This is a genomic window from Pseudomonas sp. ITEM 17296, assembly GCF_028895205.1.
Lineage (GTDB): Bacteria > Pseudomonadota > Gammaproteobacteria > Pseudomonadales > Pseudomonadaceae > Aquipseudomonas > Aquipseudomonas kermanshahensis.
In genome coordinates this window covers 62659-78649 of the sequence record NZ_WJRS01000020.1, presented here as the reverse complement: position 1 = coordinate 78649, position 15991 = coordinate 62659, and the positions used below count along the sequence as shown (strand labels likewise).

At 59.7% G+C, this 15991-nt stretch carries 16 protein-coding genes; 10 read left to right on the top strand and 6 right to left on the bottom strand.

All coding sequences use genetic code 11. The annotated features are described in order from the left end of the window. Window positions 1–151: 151 nt before the first annotated feature. On the bottom strand, window positions 152–907 hold the full coding sequence (locus tag GIB19_RS20345; RefSeq protein ID WP_027592953.1) for a GntR family transcriptional regulator: 756 nt from the start codon (window positions 905–907) through the stop codon (window positions 152–154). Window positions 908–1188: 281 nt separating this feature from the next. Between GIB19_RS20345 and GIB19_RS20340 the strand changes: the two genes are divergently transcribed. Then, entirely contained in the window at window positions 1189–2538 is a 1350-nt protein-coding gene (locus tag GIB19_RS20340) for an NCS2 family permease (RefSeq protein ID WP_446731401.1), read from the top strand. 58 nt (window positions 2539–2596) lie between these two features. On the opposite strand, the gene GIB19_RS28500 is transcribed toward GIB19_RS20340, so the two are convergent. Together GIB19_RS28500 and uraH are read right to left on the bottom strand one after the other, a co-directional pair. After that, window positions 2597–3313 (bottom strand): RHS repeat-associated core domain-containing protein, encoded by a 717-nt coding sequence (locus GIB19_RS28500; RefSeq protein ID WP_446731400.1) that lies wholly within the window; start codon window positions 3311–3313, stop codon window positions 2597–2599. 180 nt (window positions 3314–3493) lie between these two features. Further along, a complete protein-coding gene (gene uraH / locus GIB19_RS20330; RefSeq protein ID WP_003259496.1) occupies window positions 3494–3847 on the bottom strand; it encodes a hydroxyisourate hydrolase in 354 nt (117 codons plus the stop codon). Between the two features lie 375 nt (window positions 3848–4222). Here uraH and puuE point away from each other — a divergent pair, with 375 nt between their 5' ends. The 7 genes from puuE to GIB19_RS20295 all read left to right on the top strand — a co-directional run bounded on the left by puuE (window position 4223) and on the right by GIB19_RS20295 (window position 11160). Continuing rightward, window positions 4223–5149 (top strand): allantoinase PuuE, encoded by a 927-nt coding sequence (puuE, locus tag GIB19_RS20325; protein ID WP_027592956.1) that lies wholly within the window; start codon window positions 4223–4225, stop codon window positions 5147–5149. Then, window positions 5149–5664 (top strand): 2-oxo-4-hydroxy-4-carboxy-5-ureidoimidazoline decarboxylase, encoded by a 516-nt coding sequence (uraD, locus tag GIB19_RS20320; RefSeq protein ID WP_027592957.1) that lies wholly within the window; start codon window positions 5149–5151, stop codon window positions 5662–5664. Before puuE ends, uraD begins: the two co-directional genes overlap by 1 nt. 49 nt (window positions 5665–5713) lie before the next feature. Further along, complete coding sequence (locus GIB19_RS20315) at window positions 5714–6217, top strand: ureidoglycolate lyase (RefSeq protein ID WP_027592958.1); 504 nt, start codon at window positions 5714–5716, stop codon at window positions 6215–6217. A 43-nt stretch (window positions 6218–6260) separates the two neighbouring features. Next, entirely contained in the window at window positions 6261–7577 is a 1317-nt protein-coding gene (locus GIB19_RS20310; RefSeq protein WP_099428683.1) for a urate hydroxylase PuuD, read from the top strand. Window positions 7578–7740: 163 nt separating this feature from the next. Further along, complete coding sequence (locus GIB19_RS20305) at window positions 7741–9096, top strand: nucleobase:cation symporter-2 family protein (RefSeq protein WP_027592960.1); 1356 nt, start codon at window positions 7741–7743, stop codon at window positions 9094–9096. A gap of 142 nt (window positions 9097–9238) precedes the next feature. Beyond that, entirely contained in the window at window positions 9239–10024 is a 786-nt protein-coding gene (locus GIB19_RS20300; protein ID WP_085272528.1) for an outer membrane protein OmpK, read from the top strand. A 353-nt stretch (window positions 10025–10377) separates the two neighbouring features. After that, on the top strand, window positions 10378–11160 hold the full coding sequence (locus tag GIB19_RS20295; protein WP_027592962.1) for an outer membrane protein OmpK: 783 nt from the start codon (window positions 10378–10380) through the stop codon (window positions 11158–11160). A gap of 65 nt (window positions 11161–11225) precedes the next feature. On the opposite strand, the gene GIB19_RS20290 is transcribed toward GIB19_RS20295, so the two are convergent. Beyond that, entirely contained in the window at window positions 11226–11540 is a 315-nt protein-coding gene (locus GIB19_RS20290) for a hypothetical protein (protein ID WP_274887808.1), read from the bottom strand. A 152-nt stretch (window positions 11541–11692) separates the two neighbouring features. On the opposite strand from GIB19_RS20290, the gene GIB19_RS20285 reads away from it, so the two are divergent. Further along, window positions 11693–13636 carry an LTA synthase family protein gene (locus tag GIB19_RS20285; RefSeq protein ID WP_099428680.1) on the top strand — a complete coding sequence of 648 codons (1944 nt, stop codon included), beginning with the start codon at window positions 11693–11695 and terminating at the stop codon, window positions 13634–13636. Here the strand turns inward: GIB19_RS20285 and GIB19_RS20280 are convergent. After that, window positions 13626–14534, bottom strand: coding sequence for a DUF808 domain-containing protein (locus tag GIB19_RS20280; protein WP_274887807.1), 909 nt, complete (start codon window positions 14532–14534; stop codon window positions 13626–13628). The genes GIB19_RS20285 and GIB19_RS20280 overlap by 11 nt on opposite strands. A gap of 130 nt (window positions 14535–14664) precedes the next feature. Here GIB19_RS20280 and GIB19_RS20275 point away from each other — a divergent pair, with 130 nt between their 5' ends. Continuing rightward, a complete protein-coding gene (locus tag GIB19_RS20275) occupies window positions 14665–15276 on the top strand; it encodes a TetR/AcrR family transcriptional regulator (protein ID WP_099428678.1) in 612 nt (203 codons plus the stop codon). Window positions 15277–15389: 113 nt separating this feature from the next. Here the strand turns inward: GIB19_RS20275 and GIB19_RS20270 are convergent, their stop codons facing one another. After that, window positions 15390–15830 (bottom strand): GlcG/HbpS family heme-binding protein, encoded by a 441-nt coding sequence (locus GIB19_RS20270; RefSeq protein WP_099428677.1) that lies wholly within the window; start codon window positions 15828–15830, stop codon window positions 15390–15392. Window positions 15831–15991: the final 161 nt, after the last annotated feature.

Below are 15991 nucleotides of genomic sequence, written 5' to 3'. Positions count from 1 at the left end.
TTTGGTTTATGGCCAGTAATGACCAGGGGCCGCTTCGCGCCCCATTCGCAGCACAAGGCTGCTCCTACAAAGGATTGCGTAACCCCTGTAGGAGCAGCCTTGTGCTGCGAATGGGCCGCAACGCGGCCCCCTAGTTCATACAAGCAAACGATCAACCCTTGGCAGCAACCTTGGGCTTTTTCAACAGATGCGAAAACACCGCATGCAGATCGTCCGAGGCACTTTCTTCGTCCAGGTTCAGCTTGCTGTCGATGTGGTCCATGTGATGCATCATCAGGCTCACCGCCTGCTCGGCGTCACGCGCTTCGATGGCATCGATCAGCTGCATGTGCTCGTCGTACGAGCAATGCGAGCGGTTGCCGCTTTCGTACTGGGCAATGATCAGCGAGGTCTGCGACACCAGGCTGCGCTGGAAACTGACCAACGGCGCATTACCCGCCGCCTCGGCCAGCTTCAAGTGGAATTCGCCAGACAGGCGGATGCCCGCGCCGCGGTCACCACGGGAGAAGCTGTCACGCTCCTCACGCACCATCTGACGCAGCTCGTTGAGCTGCTCAAGGGTAGCGTGCTGCACGGCCAGTTCGGTGATGGCGCGTTCAACCATGCGCCGCGAGAAGAATACTTGGCGTGCCTCTTCCACCGTCGGGCTGGCCACCACCGCACCGCGGTTGGGCCGCAGCAGCACCACACTTTCGTGGGCCAGGCGCGACAAGGCGCGACGGATGATGGTGCGGCTGACGCCAAAGATCTCGCCCAGCGCTTCCTCGCTCAACTTGGTGCCCGGCGCCAGACGCTGTTCGAGGATCGCCTCGAAAATATGCGCGTAGACGATGTCGTCCTGGGTACCGCTGCGCCCGGCCTTGCCAGCGCGCACAGGTTTTTTCAGAGGTTGCAGCTGTTCGTTCATGGGCTCTCGAGGCACGAAGGAAAGTATGGCGCCATTGTACACAGGCTGAGCCGTTTCTGCAGGTGGCCTTTTACCTATATAGCCGTTGTACGACGCATTGCGCACACAAAAGATAAAACATTATTTGCTTTCTTTGTACACAAAAGCATAATCCACCGTGCAACTTCCTGACCCATAAGTCAACAAAACGGTCAGGTGTCTGCCTTCCCTCGCGGAGCCGCCAAGTGCAAGCGCAGGACAATGGCTCCAAAACAACAAGAAAGACTTGAGGAGTACCCGCTGTGGAAAGCCGCAAATCCGAAGCCCCTACGCTGGATCTCGCCCCACCGCTCGAAACGAGCTGGCTGGAGCGGATTTTCAAACTCAAGCAACATGGCAGCACCGTCAAAACCGAAATGATCGCCGGGGTGACCACCTTCATCACCATGGCCTACATCATCTTCGTCAACCCCAACATCATGGCTGACGCCGGCATCGACCACGGCGCGGCGTTCGTCGCCACCTGCATCGCCGCCGCGCTGGGCTGCCTGCTGATGGGCCTGTACGCCAACTGGCCGGTGGGCCTGGCGCCCGGCATGGGCCTGAATGCGTTCTTCACCTACACCGTGGTCGGCACCATGGGCTACAACTGGGAAACGGCACTGGGCGCGGTGTTCGTCTCGGGTGTGCTGTTCATGTTCCTGACCTTGTCAAAAGTGCGCGAGTGGCTGCTCAACAGCATCCCGCTGAGCCTGCGCCATGCAATGGGGGCCGGCGTCGGATTGTTTCTCGGGCTGATCGGCCTCAAGACTGCAGGCATCATCGTCGACAGCCCGGCCACGCTGATCAAGCTCGGTTCGCTGCATGAACCCGGCCCACTGCTGGCGGCGGTGTGCTTCCTGTCGATTGCCATCCTCAGCTACAAGCGGGTGTTCGGCGCGATCCTGATCAGCATCATCGGCGTCACCCTGGCCGGCTGGGGCCTGGGCTTGGTGAAATTTGGCGGGGTGATGTCGATGCCGCCGAGCCTGGCACCGACCTGGATGGCGATGGACGTGGCCGGCGTGTTCAACGTCAGCATGATCAGCGTGGTGCTGGCGTTCCTGTTCGTGCACATGTTCGACACCGCCGGCACCCTGATGGGCGTGGCGCAACGTGCCAACCTGGTGGCGGCGGATGGCCGCATCGAAAACCTGTCGCGGGCGTTGAAGGCCGACAGTGCATCGAGCGTGTTCGGTGCCGTGGTCGGCGTACCGCCAGTGACCAGCTATGTGGAAAGTGCTGCGGGGGTTGCGGCGGGTGGCCGTACGGGCCTGACTGCCGTCGTGGTCGGCCTGCTGTTCGTCGCCGCGATGTTCTTCGCGCCGCTGGCGGGGATGATTCCTGCCTATGCCACTGCCGGTGCGCTGATCTATGTAGCGATGCTGATGATGGGCAGCATGGCGCACATCCACTGGGACGAAGCCACCGACAGCATTCCGGCGATCGTCACGGTGATCATGATGCCGCTGACCTTCTCGGTCGCGGACGGTATTGCCATGGGGTTCATTACCTATGTAGCGCTGAAGGCTGGGACTGGCAAGTACAAGGAAATCTCGGCCAGCCTGTGGGTACTTTGCGCGATTTTCATAGCTAAGTTTGTATTTCTCTGACCCTACACTTCAATAGAGGGCGCTTCGGCGCCCTCCTCGTTTTGGGATCAGGGTATTATTACTTTTCCCACAACTTATAGGGCGCCGGGGGGAGTTTTACTGACGTCGCATTTTCTGGAACAGTCTCTTGCACCCTAACAACATCAAATGCCGTTTCCTTGAGCAGCACCCTACCTCGCTCATCTGTTGTATAGCCCTTACCGGGAATCAACCTAACATCCTTGCGTATTAACACCACAAGTATTACTCCGTTAGGGGCATGCTCTTGAGCATACGGCGCGGCCTCCCAAATGTCGGGCGCAAAGTAAAATCCCGCCCCTTGCAATTGCCTGCCCTCCTTCGAATGCCCTGGCTGTAGACCATTTTCTAAAGATTTTATATTCGAAATATTCGTACCATGCCAGCCAAGCTTCTTACTAAACAGACCAATCGGAGTCTCGTTCGCTATCACTTCTTTAACTATAGGCTGCACTAACGAAAGCAAAGGTCGCCTAGCTGCCATTTTCACTAGACTCACTATGAGATGGCCGCTTGGGTCAAGGAAATTCACAGGATCCCCTTGACAGTAGGCATATGCATTAAAACCACCCTCGGCGAATGGGCTCAAACTATCTGGGCTATTAAAGCGCATCAAAACGTGATTATACCCACGATAACCATTACCCAAATTATAAAATCCAGTGACCGGATCCAGGCATTCACCATTGAAGCCCAGAGTGTAATGATTGGGCAGACGGTAGCCATAAGGTGCATATGCATTTTTTGAAATCATCATGCCTGACGCTCCAGTGTGGATTGTCATTTGATCATTTCAGACACATCCAGAAGAGACAACTGACAAAAATATCAGTAAGCGGGGTTGATGCCAGCTCAACGTGTAAAAACACCAGACGAAAAAAAGCCCGCCAGTGTGAGAGCGGGCCAAAGGACCTACGAAGATTCTTCTAGCGACCAACTAGCTTCCGCGATAGGTCGAATAGCTGTACGGCGAGATCAGCAGCGGCACGTGGTAGTGCTCCTGCTGCTCATCGATGCCAAAGCGCAGCACGACAACATCCAAAAACGCCTGGGCCGGCAGTTGCACACCGCGAGCGCGGTAGTAATCGCCAGCGCTGAACTGCAACTGGTAAACGCCCGTGCGGTAATCGTCACCCTGCAGCAACGGCGCATCAACACGGCCATCGCTGTTGGTCAGGGCGGTGTTCACCAGCTCCAGCTGTTGGCCTTCGACACGGTACAACTCGACCTTGATCGAGCTGCCCGGGCAGCCATGCGCGGCATCCAGTACGTGTGTGGTCAAACGTCCCATTGCTTGTCGCCTCTTGTTCAATCTGTGGGCAAAAAATACACGGCCATCATCACGCCAACCGGCCTGCGATGTGCGGGAATGACGTTATTAAGACATTCCATCGCCAAATTGTACACAATTTTTTGAACCCGTCCGTCGCGGCCCAGGCAAACCCGCCAACAGTCGCAAATACAGGCACCGTGCCGAGGCCAACGCCATTAGCTGACCAATCAGGCAGGTTTATTGCAAGGGATTCTCAGGCGACAAAAGGGAAGAAATGCGGAAAAACAGGCTTACAAAAGATTTCAGAAGTTGTATACAATCAGCCCATCCGGTGGTGCGACATACCGACGCGGCCCGCCCACCCCGCACTAACACACAAGAAGGAAGACTGCAGTGAGCGCTGACTATCCTCGCGACCTGATCGGTTACGGCAACAACCCACCTCACCCGCAATGGCCGGGCAACGCCCGCATTGCCCTGTCTTTCGTCCTCAATTACGAAGAAGGTGGCGAGCGCAACATCCTGCACGGTGACAAAGAGTCCGAAGCCTTCCTGTCCGAGATGGTCGCCGCCCAGCCGTTGCAGGGCCAACGCAACATGAGCATGGAGTCGCTGTACGAGTATGGCAGCCGTGCCGGCGTGTGGCGCCTGCTCAAGCTGTTCAAGGACAGCGGCGTACCGCTGACCGTGTTCGCCGTGGCCATGGCCGCCCAGCGCCACCCGGATGTGATCCGCGCCATGGTCGAAGCCGGCCACGAGATCTGCAGCCACGGCTACCGCTGGATCGACTACCAGAACATGGACGAGGCCCAAGAGCGCGAGCACATGCTCGAAGCCATCCGCATCCTCACCGAACTGACCGGCGAGCGCCCTGTGGGCTGGTACACCGGTCGCACCGGCCCGAATACCCGCCGCCTGGTGATGGAGGAAGGTGGTTTCCTCTACGACAGCGACACCTACGACGACGACCTGCCCTACTGGGAGCCGAACAACCCCACCGGCAAGCCGCACCTGGTGATCCCTTACACCCTGGACACCAACGACATGCGCTTCACCCAGGTACAAGGCTTCAACTGCGGCGAGCAGTTCTTCCAGTACCTCAAGGACGCCTTCGATGTGCTGTACGCCGAAGGTGCCGAAGCGCCGAAGATGCTCTCCATCGGCCTGCACTGCCGGCTGGTCGGCCGCCCGGCGCGCCTGGCCGCGCTCAAGCGCTTCGTCGACTACGCCAAGAGCCATGACCAGGTCTGGTTCGCCCGTCGCGCGGACATCGCCCGCCACTGGCACACCACCCACCCGTACAAGAAAGAGAACGCCTGATGACCGCTTTCAAGACCCTCACGCCATCGACCCTGGGCCGCGACGCCTTCGTCGCCGCCTTCGCCGACATCTACGAGCACTCGCCGTGGGTCGCTGAAAAAGCCTATGGCCTGGGCAACCTGAGCGAGCTGGACGAGATCGAAGTGCTGCACCAGCGCATGAGCGACATCCTGCTCAGCGCCAACCACGCCGACCAGCTGGCGCTGATCAACGCTCACCCGGACCTGGCCGGCAAAGCCGCCATCCAGGGCGAGCTGACCGAATCGAGCACCAACGAGCAGGCTGGCGCCGGTATCCACCAGTGCACCGCCGAAGAGTTCGCCCGTTTCACCGAACTCAACGACGCCTACAAGGCCAAGTTCCAGTTCCCTTTCATCATGGCCGTGAAGGGCAGCAACCGGCACCAGATCCTCGCCGCTTTCGAAAAGCGCATCCACAACGACGCGGATGCCGAATTCAAGGAAGCCCTGGCGCAGATCAACCTGATCGCCCTGTTCCGTCTGCTGCAGCTGTAAGCAACAGCCGAACCTCATTCAGAAAACGAACAATAGAAGAGATAACCGCATGCGCACCCTGATGATCGAGCCCCTGACCAAAGAAGCCTTCGCCCCCTTCGGTGACGTGATCGAAACCGATGGCAGCGACCACTTCATGATCAACAACGGCTCGACCATGCGCTTTCACAAGCTCGCCACGGTCGAAACCGCCGAGCCTGAAGACAAAGCGATCATCAGCATCTTCCGCGCCGACGCGCTGGACATGCCGCTGACCGTACGCATGCTGGAACGCCATCCGCTGGGCAGCCAGGCTTTCATCCCGCTGCTCGGCAACCCCTTTCTGATCGTGGTCGCGCCCGTTGGCGATGCACCTGTATCAGGCTTGGTCCGCGCCTTCCGCAGTAACGGCAGGCAGGGCATCAATTACCATCGCGGCGTTTGGCACCACCCGGTGCTTACGATCGAAAAGCGGGATGATTTCCTGGTGGTTGATCGCAGTGGTTCTGGCAACAACTGCGATGAGCATTACTTCACCGAGGAACAGATGCTGATCCTCAATCCCCACCAATAAGAAAAGGTCGATCATCGTAAGGTGATCGGCAGAGGTACATACTGTGGAAGCACACCTTCACGAATGGCTGAACCTGAGCATTCGCTGGGTTCACATGATCACCGGTGTCGCCTGGATCGGTGCATCGTTCTACTTCGTCTGGCTGGAAAACAACCTGAACCGGAGCAATCCGCGTGACGGGCTGTCGGGTGACCTTTGGGCCATCCACGGCGGTGGTATCTACCACCTTGAAAAGTACAAGCTGGCACCCCCGAAAATGCCCGAGAACCTGCACTGGTTCAAATGGGAAGCCTACTTCACCTGGATGTCCGGTATCGCCCTGCTGTGCGTGGTGTTCTACTGGAACCCGACCCTGTACCTGCTGGCCCCTGGCAGCACCCTGAGCGGTGCCGAGGGCGTGGCCATTGGTATCGGTTCGCTGGTGGCCGGCTGGTTCATCTACGACCTGCTCTGCGACTCGCCGCTGGGCAAGCGCCCGGCATTGCTGGGCGGCGTGCTGTTCGTGCTGATCATCGCTGCGTGCTGGGGCTTCAGCCTGGTATTCAGCGGCCGTGGCGCATACCTGCACACCGGCGCGATCATCGGCACCATCATGGTCGGCAACGTGTTCCGCATCATCATGCCGGCCCAGCGCCAGCTGGTGGCAGCGATCGAGAACAACACCACGCCTGACCCACGCCTGCCGGCCAAAGGCCTGCTGCGTTCGCGTCACAACAACTACTTCACCCTGCCGGTGCTGTTCATCATGATCAGCAACCACTTCCCGAGCACCTACGGCAGCCAGTACAACTGGCTGATCCTGGCCGGCATTGCAGTGGCGGCGGTATTGATCCGTCACTACTTCAACACCCGCCATGACAGCAGCAAGTACGCCTGGACCCTGCCCGTCGGCGCCCTGGCGATGATCTGCCTGGCCTACGTCACCGGCCCCAAGCCGATGGCCGTCAGCCCTGAGCAAGCAGCCGCGAAGATCGAGTACCAGCCGCTGCCCGCCACCGCCGTCGGCGGCAAGACGGCTGCCGAGCTGCGCGCCGAGGAGGCCAGCAAGCCCGCCGAAGCCCCTGCGGCACCGGCGCAAGCCACTGCCCAGGCAAGCGGCGACAGCTTCGACAAGATCCACAATGTCATCCAGGAACGCTGCACCGTGTGCCACTCGTCCAAGCCGACCAGCCCACTGTTCAGCGCCGCCCCTGCCGGCGTGATGTTCGACACCCCGCAGCAGATCCAGGCCCAAGCCGCGCGCATCCAGGCGCAAGCGGTCGCCAGCCAGATCATGCCGCTGGGCAACATCACCCAGATGACCACCGAAGAGCGCAAGCTCGTCGGTGACTGGATCGCCAAAGGCGCCCCGGTCAACTGACCCATCGGGCACACACCGCTCCCGGTGGGAGCGGGTTTACCCGCGAAGAGGCCGGCCTGTCCGGCCTCTGTTTCAAGGCAATACGCAACTAGCAAGCATCGAGCGCCCAGGCCTGCAGCCTGGCGCTTGGATCCGAGAATAAAAACAAAACTCGAGGTGCTGCATGTCCGAGTCACGCAAGGCGTACATTCCCGTTGCGCCGCCGCGTCAGCCTCTGCCCCTGTTCCAACTGATCCTGGTAGGCCTGCAACATGTGCTGTTGATGTACGGAGGCGCGATTGCCGTGCCTTTGATCATTGGCCAAGCCGCCGGATTGTCCCGTGAAGAAGTCGCCTTCCTGATCAACGCCGACCTGCTGGTCGCAGGCGTTGCTACCATCATCCAGTCGTTCGGTATCGGCCCGGTGGGCATCCGCATGCCCGTGATGATGGGCGCCAGCTTCGCTGCCGTCGGCAGCATGGTGGCCATGGCCGGCATGCCCGGCGTCGGCCTGCAGGGGATCTTCGGCGCGACCATCGCAGCCGGGTTCTTCGGCATGCTGATCGCGCCGTTCATGTCCAAGGTCGTACGCTTCTTCCCGCCCCTGGTTACCGGTACCGTCATCACCTCGATCGGCCTGTCGCTGTTCCCGGTCGCGGTCAACTGGGCCGGTGGCGGCCATGAGGCAGAAGCCTTCGGCTCGCCCATCTACCTGATGGTCGCAGGCCTGGTACTGGCCGTGATCCTGCTCATCAACCGCTTCATGCGTGGCTTTTGGGTCAACGTTTCGGTGTTGGTGGGCATGGGCCTGGGTTACATCCTGGCCGGCTCCATCGGCATGGTCGACCTGACCGGCCTGAAAGACGCACCGTGGCTGCAAGTGGTCACCCCACTGCACTTCGGCATGCCGACCTTCAGCCTGGCACCGATCCTGTCGATGTGCCTGGTGGTGGTGATCATCTTCGTCGAGTCCACGGGCATGTTCCTCGCCCTGGGCAAGGTGACCGATCGTGAAGTCACGCCTGGCATGCTGCGTCGCGGCCTGCTGTGCGATGCCGGCGCGTCGTTTGTCGCGGGCTTCTTCAACACCTTCACGCACTCCTCGTTCGCCCAGAACATCGGCCTGGTGCAGATGACCGGGGTACGCTGCCGCTACGTCACCGTGGTGGCCGGCGCGCTGTTGATCCTGCTCAGCCTGCTGCCCAAAGCGGCGTTCCTGATTGCTTCGATCCCGCCTGCGGTACTGGGCGGCGCGTCCATCGCCATGTTCGGCATGGTCACCGCCACCGGGATCAAGATCCTTCAGGAAGCAGACATCGGCGACCGTCGCAACCAGCTGCTGGTTGCGGTGAGTGTCGGTTTCGGGTTGATCCCCGTGGTACGCCCAGAGTTCTTCGCACAGATGCCGCAGTGGATGGAACCGATCACCCACAGTGGCATCGCCATGGCCACGGTCAGCGCCCTGGTGTTGAACGTGCTGTTCAACATCCTCGGTGGTGCCGACCGCGCGGCGCATAACGACGCCTGTCACCAGCACTGAGCCAGACAGGGCGGCGCAATGGCCGCCCTGACTCACACCCGCAGTAACCGCTACACCGTCGGCCCGCCGGAATGGGCCGCTCGGGGCGCCCCTGCGCGCTAAAAAAACCGCCAACAAAAACAATAAGTCCGGGAATCACGACATGAAGCGCATCACCACGTCCCTGTTATTGGGCAGCAGCCTGCTGGCCACCCTCCCCTCGCATGCAGGCGAATGGCTGCAATGGCACGGCGAAAGCCTGAGCTACCTGTACGGCAAGGACTTCAAGGTCAACCCTGATATTCAGCAGACCATCACGTTCGAGCACGCCAACAAATGGAAGTACGGCGACACCTTCATGTTCGTCGACAAGATTTTCTACAACGGCAAGGCCGACCGCAGCAAAGGCGTGACAACCTACTACGGTGAGTTCAGCCCACGCCTGTCGCTTGGCAAGATGACCGGCCATAAATTCGAATTCGGCCCGATCAAAGACGTGCTCATCGCCATGACCTACGAGCGTGGCGAAGGCGACAACGAGGCTTACCTGATCGGCCCCGGCTTCGACCTGGCCGTCCCCGGCTTCAACTACTTCACCTTGAACTTCTACGTGCGCAACACCGAGGGCAGCCGCCCTGGCGACAACGTCTGGCAGATCACCCCGGCCTGGTCGTACACCATTCCCGTGGGCAGGTCCGACATCCTCATCGACGGCTACATGGACTGGGTCGTGGATAACGACCAGACCCGCCGTGGCACCTACCACGCCAACCTGCAGTTCAACCCGCAGGTCAAATACGACCTGGGCAAGGCCTTGAACCTGGGTGCCAAGCAGTTGTACGTAGGCTTTGAATACAGCTACTGGAAGGACAAATACGGCATCGACAGCCGCGGCAATGTGGACAGCAACCAGAGCGTTGCAAGCGCCCTGATCAAAGTCCATTTCTAATAACCTGACCAAACGCACAAGTTTGATTCACACCGCTCCAGGACGGAGCACTTGAGGACCGGCGCGCAAGCCAGTAATCTGCGCGCCCCCTCGATCAGGGCAGAACGGATTCTGCCTGCGTTTACTGACCGCTCAGTCAATGAATACGGGCGGTTGGCCAACGTGTTGCCAGCCTGAAAGACCCTTTTCATCCGTTCAGAACGAAGTCGAGCAGGAAGGTTGTGCCAGCCCGGAAAAGTTGGCTCAGCTCTTGCCAAACAGCTGTGGCCTATCGAAAAAAGCTGACTCAAAAGACAAAAACAGCGCCAACACCGAGCGCTGACAACAGATCAATCAAGGGAGCGACACTCGCAATGCGTACCATCAACAGCCTGATCCTCGCCGGCGGCCTGCTGGCCTGCGGCACCACCTTCGGCGGCGACCTGCTGCAGTGGCAGAACAACAGCCTCACCTACCTGTGGGGCAAGAACTTCAAGGTCAACCCCGAGATCCAGCAAACCGTGACCTTCGAGCACGCCGATGGCTGGAAGTACGGCGACAACTTCATTTTCGTCGACAAGATCTTCTACCAAGGCAAGAAAGACGCGGGTAACGGCCCCAACACCTACTACGGTGAAATCAGCCCACGCCTGTCGTTTGGCAAGATCTTCGACCAGAAGCTGGCGTTCGGCCCGGTCAAGGACGTGCTGCTGGCGATGACCTACGAGTTCGGCGAGGGTGATACCGAGTCCTACCTGATCGGCCCGGGCTTCGACCTGGACATCCCAGGCTTCGACTACTTCCAGCTGAACTTCTACCAGCGCACCACCGACGGCAGCCGCGCGGGTGACAACGTCTGGCAGATTACCCCGGTCTGGTCCTACACCATTCCAGTCGGCTCGTCCGACATCCTAATCGACGGCTTCATGGACTGGGTCGTGGACAACGACGAGAACCGTCGCGGCACCTACCAAGCCAACCTGCACTTCAACCCACAGGTCAAATATGACCTGGGCAAGGCGTTGCACCTGGGTGAGAAGCAACTGTATGTCGGTTTTGAATACGATTACTGGAAGAACAAATACGGCATCAAGGACTCCGATGCCTTTACCACTGACCAAAACACAGCGAGCTTCTTGGTAAAAGTACACTTCTAAGCCGCTGAAACGTGACAGCGTTGCTAAACGGTGACGCTGTCACGCATTAAGTTGTAAGAAAGTTCTTACAAGCTTTTAGGAGAAAACCTACCTAACAAATAAGTTGCCTTGTAGGTCAAAATAACCCCAGCCGGCAGAATAATACCCACTATCACCAATGCCATCTCCACCTGATGGTGCTCAAGCATCTGCAGGATATCCACCACCAGCATCACCACACTGATGGTCAGCGCCACGCCAAACATCGCGCAGCCCTTGTAGAGCGCCTGCATGTCTATCCCGCTCAGCAGGAAGCCAAAGCCCAGGCTCACCCAGGCAATCGCCGTGATCAAATACAACGCCAAGTGATAGGCGTCATAGGTCAATACATTGCCGAACATGTGCACACCTCCCCATCAAGTCTGTAAGCGACAGTGCCTAACTATAATTCTGACTTTCTCTGTGCGCACCGCAAAATTTTGACATTTTTTTTGCACACGCTGATCTAATCTTCCGCCCTCTGCACAACTAAAAAAGACAACAGGGCTATTTGATGCGCACTACCCTCGCCGCCCCTTGGCGCTACTTGGTACTACTTTGCTCACTCTGGTTCGGCATTTTCCTACTGACGCGGTTGGTATTGCTGGTAACCCACCTGGATGAAGTCAGTGGTAATTACTTCTCATTGTTTTTTGACGGGGCAATCTACGACCTGAGTTTTCTTGTCTATGCTGCCCTGCCGATCGGCGTATGCCTGGCGCTTTGCCCTACCTCGCTGTGGCGTACGCGCGCCCATCGCGGGCTGCTGACCGGGCTGCTGGTGGTCAGCCTGTTCGTGATGCTGTTCGTCGCAGTATCGGAATGGCTGTTCTGGGACGAATTCGGTGTGCGCTTCAACTTCATCGCCGTCGACTACCTGGTCTACTCCAAGGAAGTACTGGACAACATCCGCGAATCCTACCCCTTGCCCACGCTGCTCAGCGCCATCGCGTTGGTCGCAGTGGTGCTGGCAGTGCTGCTGCGCAAACCACTGGCCCAGGCCCTGGCCGCCCCCGCCGCGAGCATGCGTCAACGCGTGCTGGGCATTGCCCTGCTGGCGGCGCTGGCTAGCCTGAATGCCGTGGTAATCGATCAGCAGTTTCCGCGCGGCCAAGGCGGCAACGCCTACCAGCGCGAGCTGGCCAGCAACGGCCCGTATCAGTTCTTCGCCGCCTTCCGTAACAATGAACTGGACTACACGCAGTTCTATGCCAGCCTCGACGCAGCTGACGTCGGCGCGCACATGCATCAGGAACTGGCCGAACCCGACGTCCGCTTCCAGGGCCAGGAGCCACAGGACATTCGCCGCCACATCAGCGCCCATGGCCCACAGCGCACCCCGAACATCATCCTGGTGACCCTCGAAAGCTTCAGCGCCAAATACATGGGCAGCAACGGCGACGCGCGCAACCTCACGCCCAACCTCGACGCCTTGCGCCGCGAGAGCCTGTACTTCAACAATTTCTACGCCACCGGCACCCGCACCGACCGCGGCCTGGAAGCCATCACCCTGTCGATTCCGCCAACCCCGGGGCGCTCGATCGTCAAGCGCATCGGCCGCGAAAGCGGCTATGCCAGCCTCGGCCAGCAGTTGACGGCCAGGGGCTACGATGCCGTGTTCGTCTACGGTGGGCGCGGCTATTTCGACAACATGAATGCGTTCTTCAGTGGCAATGGCTATCGCATCGTCGACCAGAGCAGCATCGATGAAAGCGAAATCAGCTTCAAGAACGCCTGGGGCATGGCCGATGAAGACCTGTATCGGCAAACCCTGAAGCTGGCCGACGCTGACCATGCCAAGCAGCAGCCGTTCTTCCTGCAACTGATGACCACGTCCAACCATCGCCCCTACACCTACCCGGAAGGCCGCATCGACATTCCATCCGGTGATGGCCGTGAAGGTGCGGTGAAGTACACCGACCATGCCATCGCGCAGTTCCTGCAGGCGGCCAAGCACAAGCCGTGGTTCGACAACACGCTGTTCATCTTCGTCGCCGACCACACCGCTGGCAGCGCTGGCGTGGAAGACCTGCCGGTGAGCAATTACCAGATCCCGTTGTGGATCTATGCACCCAAGCTCATCGCGCCCCGAGAGGACGCCAAGCTGGCCAGCCAGATCGACCTGGCGCCGACCGTGCTCGGCCTGCTCAACCTTGACTACACCTCGACCTTTTTCGGCCGCGACCTGCTCAAGGAGGATGCACTGCCACCTCGCGTACTGATCGGCAACTACCAGCACCTGGGCCTGTTCGACGGCAAAAACCTGGCCATCCTCAGCCCACGCGGTGGCATGCGCGTGCATGAAGACGCCTTGGGCAACAGCCATGAAACCACCGTGGGCAACGACAACCCGTTGGTACGCCGTGCCATTGCCTACTACCAGAGCGCCGCCTACGGCTTCAGCAAGGGCCTGCTGGCCTGGAAGCCGGAGGAAAGCGGCGTGGTCGTCAGCCCCTGACGGCGCGCCACACCTTCGTTACACCGCTGACCACCGCCAGCACCACGGCCCCGGCCACGACACCGGCCACGCCGTTGAGCAAGGCCACGGTCAGCCCACCACCGCGCCCCACGCTGAAGGCCTCGATGGCATGATGCAGGGGCGCGATGCCATGCACCAGAATCCCGCCGCCGACCAAAAACATCGCCGCCGTCCCGATTACCGACAGGCTCTTCATCATGTAGGGCGCAGCGCGCAGGATGCCGTTACCGACCGCCTGGGATAATTTGGATGCTTTCTGGGTCATCCACAGGCCCAGGTCATCGAGCTTGACGATGCCGCCCACCAGCCCGTAAACGCCAACCGTCATGACGACGGCGATGCCCGACAGCACGATGATCTGCTGGGGCAGCGGCGAATCCGCCACGATCCCCAAGGTGATGGCAATGATCTCGGCCGACAGGATGAAGTCGGTGCGCACCGCACCCTTGATCTTGGCCTTCTCGTAGGCGACCAGGTCGACACTGGCGTCGGCCACGGCCTCCTTGCGGGCCTCATGCTGCGCGCTGTCCTCTTCCTTGCTGTGCAAGAACTTGTGCGCCAGCTTCTCGAACCCCTCGTAGCACAGGTACGCGCCACCGACCATCAGCAACGGCGTCACCGCCCACGGGATGAAGGCGCTGATCAGCAACGCCGCCGGCACCAGGATCGCCTTGTTGACGAACGAGCCTTTGGCCACCGCCCAGACCACCGGGATTTCGCGCTCGGCGCGCACGCCGGTCACCTGCTGGGCATTGAGCGCCAAATCGTCCCCCAGCACGCCGGCCGTCTTTTTCGCCGCGACCTTGGTCATCAACGACACGTCGTCGAGTACCGTGGCGATATCGTCGATCAGTACCAGTAGACTGCTTCCTGCCATGTGCCTGTTTCCCGTGAAATGAATGTGCCGGAGTCTAGCCGAAAGTCGCTGCCTTGAGCGCCCTTCAGCCGCGGTGCTAACATGCCCGATCCCTCTTAGAGGTGGCCAGACACGAGGAAGATCCCTGACAATGAGCACCATTCGCGAGCGCAACAAGGAACTGATCCTGCGCGCGGCCAGCGAGGAATTCGCCGACAAGGGCTTCGCCGCCACCAAGACCAGCGATATCGCGGCCAAGGCCGGCCTGCCCAAGCCGAACGTGTATTACTACTTCAAATCCAAGGACAACCTCTACCGCGAGGTCCTGGAGAGCATCATCGCGCCGATCATGCAGGCCTCGACGCCGTTCAATGCTGACGGTGACCCTAAAGAAGTGCTGAGTGCCTACATTCGCTCGAAAATCCGCATTTCCCGCGATTTGCCGCATGCCTCCAAAGTGTTTGCCAGCGAGATCATGCACGGTGCGCCGCATTTGTCGCCCAACCAGGTCGAGCAGCTCAACGAGCAGGCACGGCACAATATCGAATGCATCCAGGGTTGGATCGAGCGCGGGCAGATCGCCAATGTGGATGCGCATCACCTGATGTTCAGCATCTGGGCGGCGACCCAGACCTATGCCGATTTCGATTGGCAGATTTCGGCGGTGACGGGCAAGGCCAAGCTGGCCGAGAGTGATTATGACGCGGCGGCCGAGACCATCATTCGGCTGGTGCTCAAGGGCTGTGAGCCTGAGGCGGCCTGATAGGGCCCATTCGCGGGCAAGCCCGCTCCCACAGGTTCACCGCAGTTTCCAGCATTGCGGTGACGTGTAGGAGCGGGCTTGCCCGCGAATAGGCCAGTACAACCAATAGAGATTTAGGCAGCCACCCCCGCATCCGCCTTCAACCCAACTTCCTCGATCGCACTGATTGCGCATTGCTCGTCGATATCCGACGTATCCCCGCTGATCCCCACCGCACCCAGCACCTTGCCGTCCTGATCACGAATCAGCACACCACCCGGTGCCGGCACCACCGGCCGCTCCCCCAGCCCATTCAATGCGGCAAAAAACGCCGGACGTTGCTGCGCATCCAGCGCCAACAAGCGTGAGCCCTTGCCTAGGGCAATCGCCCCCCAGGCCTTACCGGTGGCCACTTCCGGCCGAATCAGGCTAGCGCCATCCTCACGCTGCAGCGCCAGCAAGTGCCCGCCCGCATCCAACACCGCCACAGTCAACGGCGCAGCGTTGATCTGGCGGCCTGCCGCCAGCGCAGCATTGACCAGGCTTACCGCGACTTTCAGGTTCAGAACGTTCATGAAAAGGTCCTCTTCTTGTTGTGAGAAGCCCTAAGGGCAGTTGAAAACCAATAGCGCAAATAGAACACAACAGAAGATATTTTTGTATACAATATTTTAAAACGATCGTACTCGATCCGACAGAACGCCGTTTTCACGGGCGGTCCGACGAAAGCCATTCT

Bases quoted from the DNA above. Each gene is read 5' to 3' on its own strand.
- GIB19_RS20345 (WP_027592953.1), bottom strand. From the start codon at position 907: ATGAACGAACAGCTGCAACCTCTGAAAAAACCTGTGCGCGCTGGCAAG.
- GIB19_RS28500 (WP_446731400.1), bottom strand. From the start codon at position 3,313: ATGATGATTTCAAAAAATGCATATGCACCTTATGGCTACCGTCTGCCC.
- uraH (WP_003259496.1), bottom strand. From the start codon at position 3,847: ATGGGACGTTTGACCACACACGTACTGGATGCCGCGCATGGCTGCCCG.
- uraD (WP_027592957.1), top strand. From the start codon at position 5,149: ATGACCGCTTTCAAGACCCTCACGCCATCGACCCTGGGCCGCGACGCC.
- GIB19_RS20315 (WP_027592958.1), top strand. From the start codon at position 5,714: ATGCGCACCCTGATGATCGAGCCCCTGACCAAAGAAGCCTTCGCCCCC.
- GIB19_RS20305 (WP_027592960.1), top strand. From the start codon at position 7,741: ATGTCCGAGTCACGCAAGGCGTACATTCCCGTTGCGCCGCCGCGTCAG.
- GIB19_RS20300 (WP_085272528.1), top strand. From the start codon at position 9,239: ATGAAGCGCATCACCACGTCCCTGTTATTGGGCAGCAGCCTGCTGGCC.
- GIB19_RS20295 (WP_027592962.1), top strand. From the start codon at position 10,378: ATGCGTACCATCAACAGCCTGATCCTCGCCGGCGGCCTGCTGGCCTGC.
- GIB19_RS20290 (WP_274887808.1), bottom strand. From the start codon at position 11,540: ATGTTCGGCAATGTATTGACCTATGACGCCTATCACTTGGCGTTGTAT.
- GIB19_RS20285 (WP_099428680.1), top strand. From the start codon at position 11,693: ATGCGCACTACCCTCGCCGCCCCTTGGCGCTACTTGGTACTACTTTGC.
- GIB19_RS20280 (WP_274887807.1), bottom strand. From the start codon at position 14,534: ATGGCAGGAAGCAGTCTACTGGTACTGATCGACGATATCGCCACGGTA.
- GIB19_RS20275 (WP_099428678.1), top strand. From the start codon at position 14,665: ATGAGCACCATTCGCGAGCGCAACAAGGAACTGATCCTGCGCGCGGCC.
- GIB19_RS20270 (WP_099428677.1), bottom strand. From the start codon at position 15,830: ATGAACGTTCTGAACCTGAAAGTCGCGGTAAGCCTGGTCAATGCTGCG.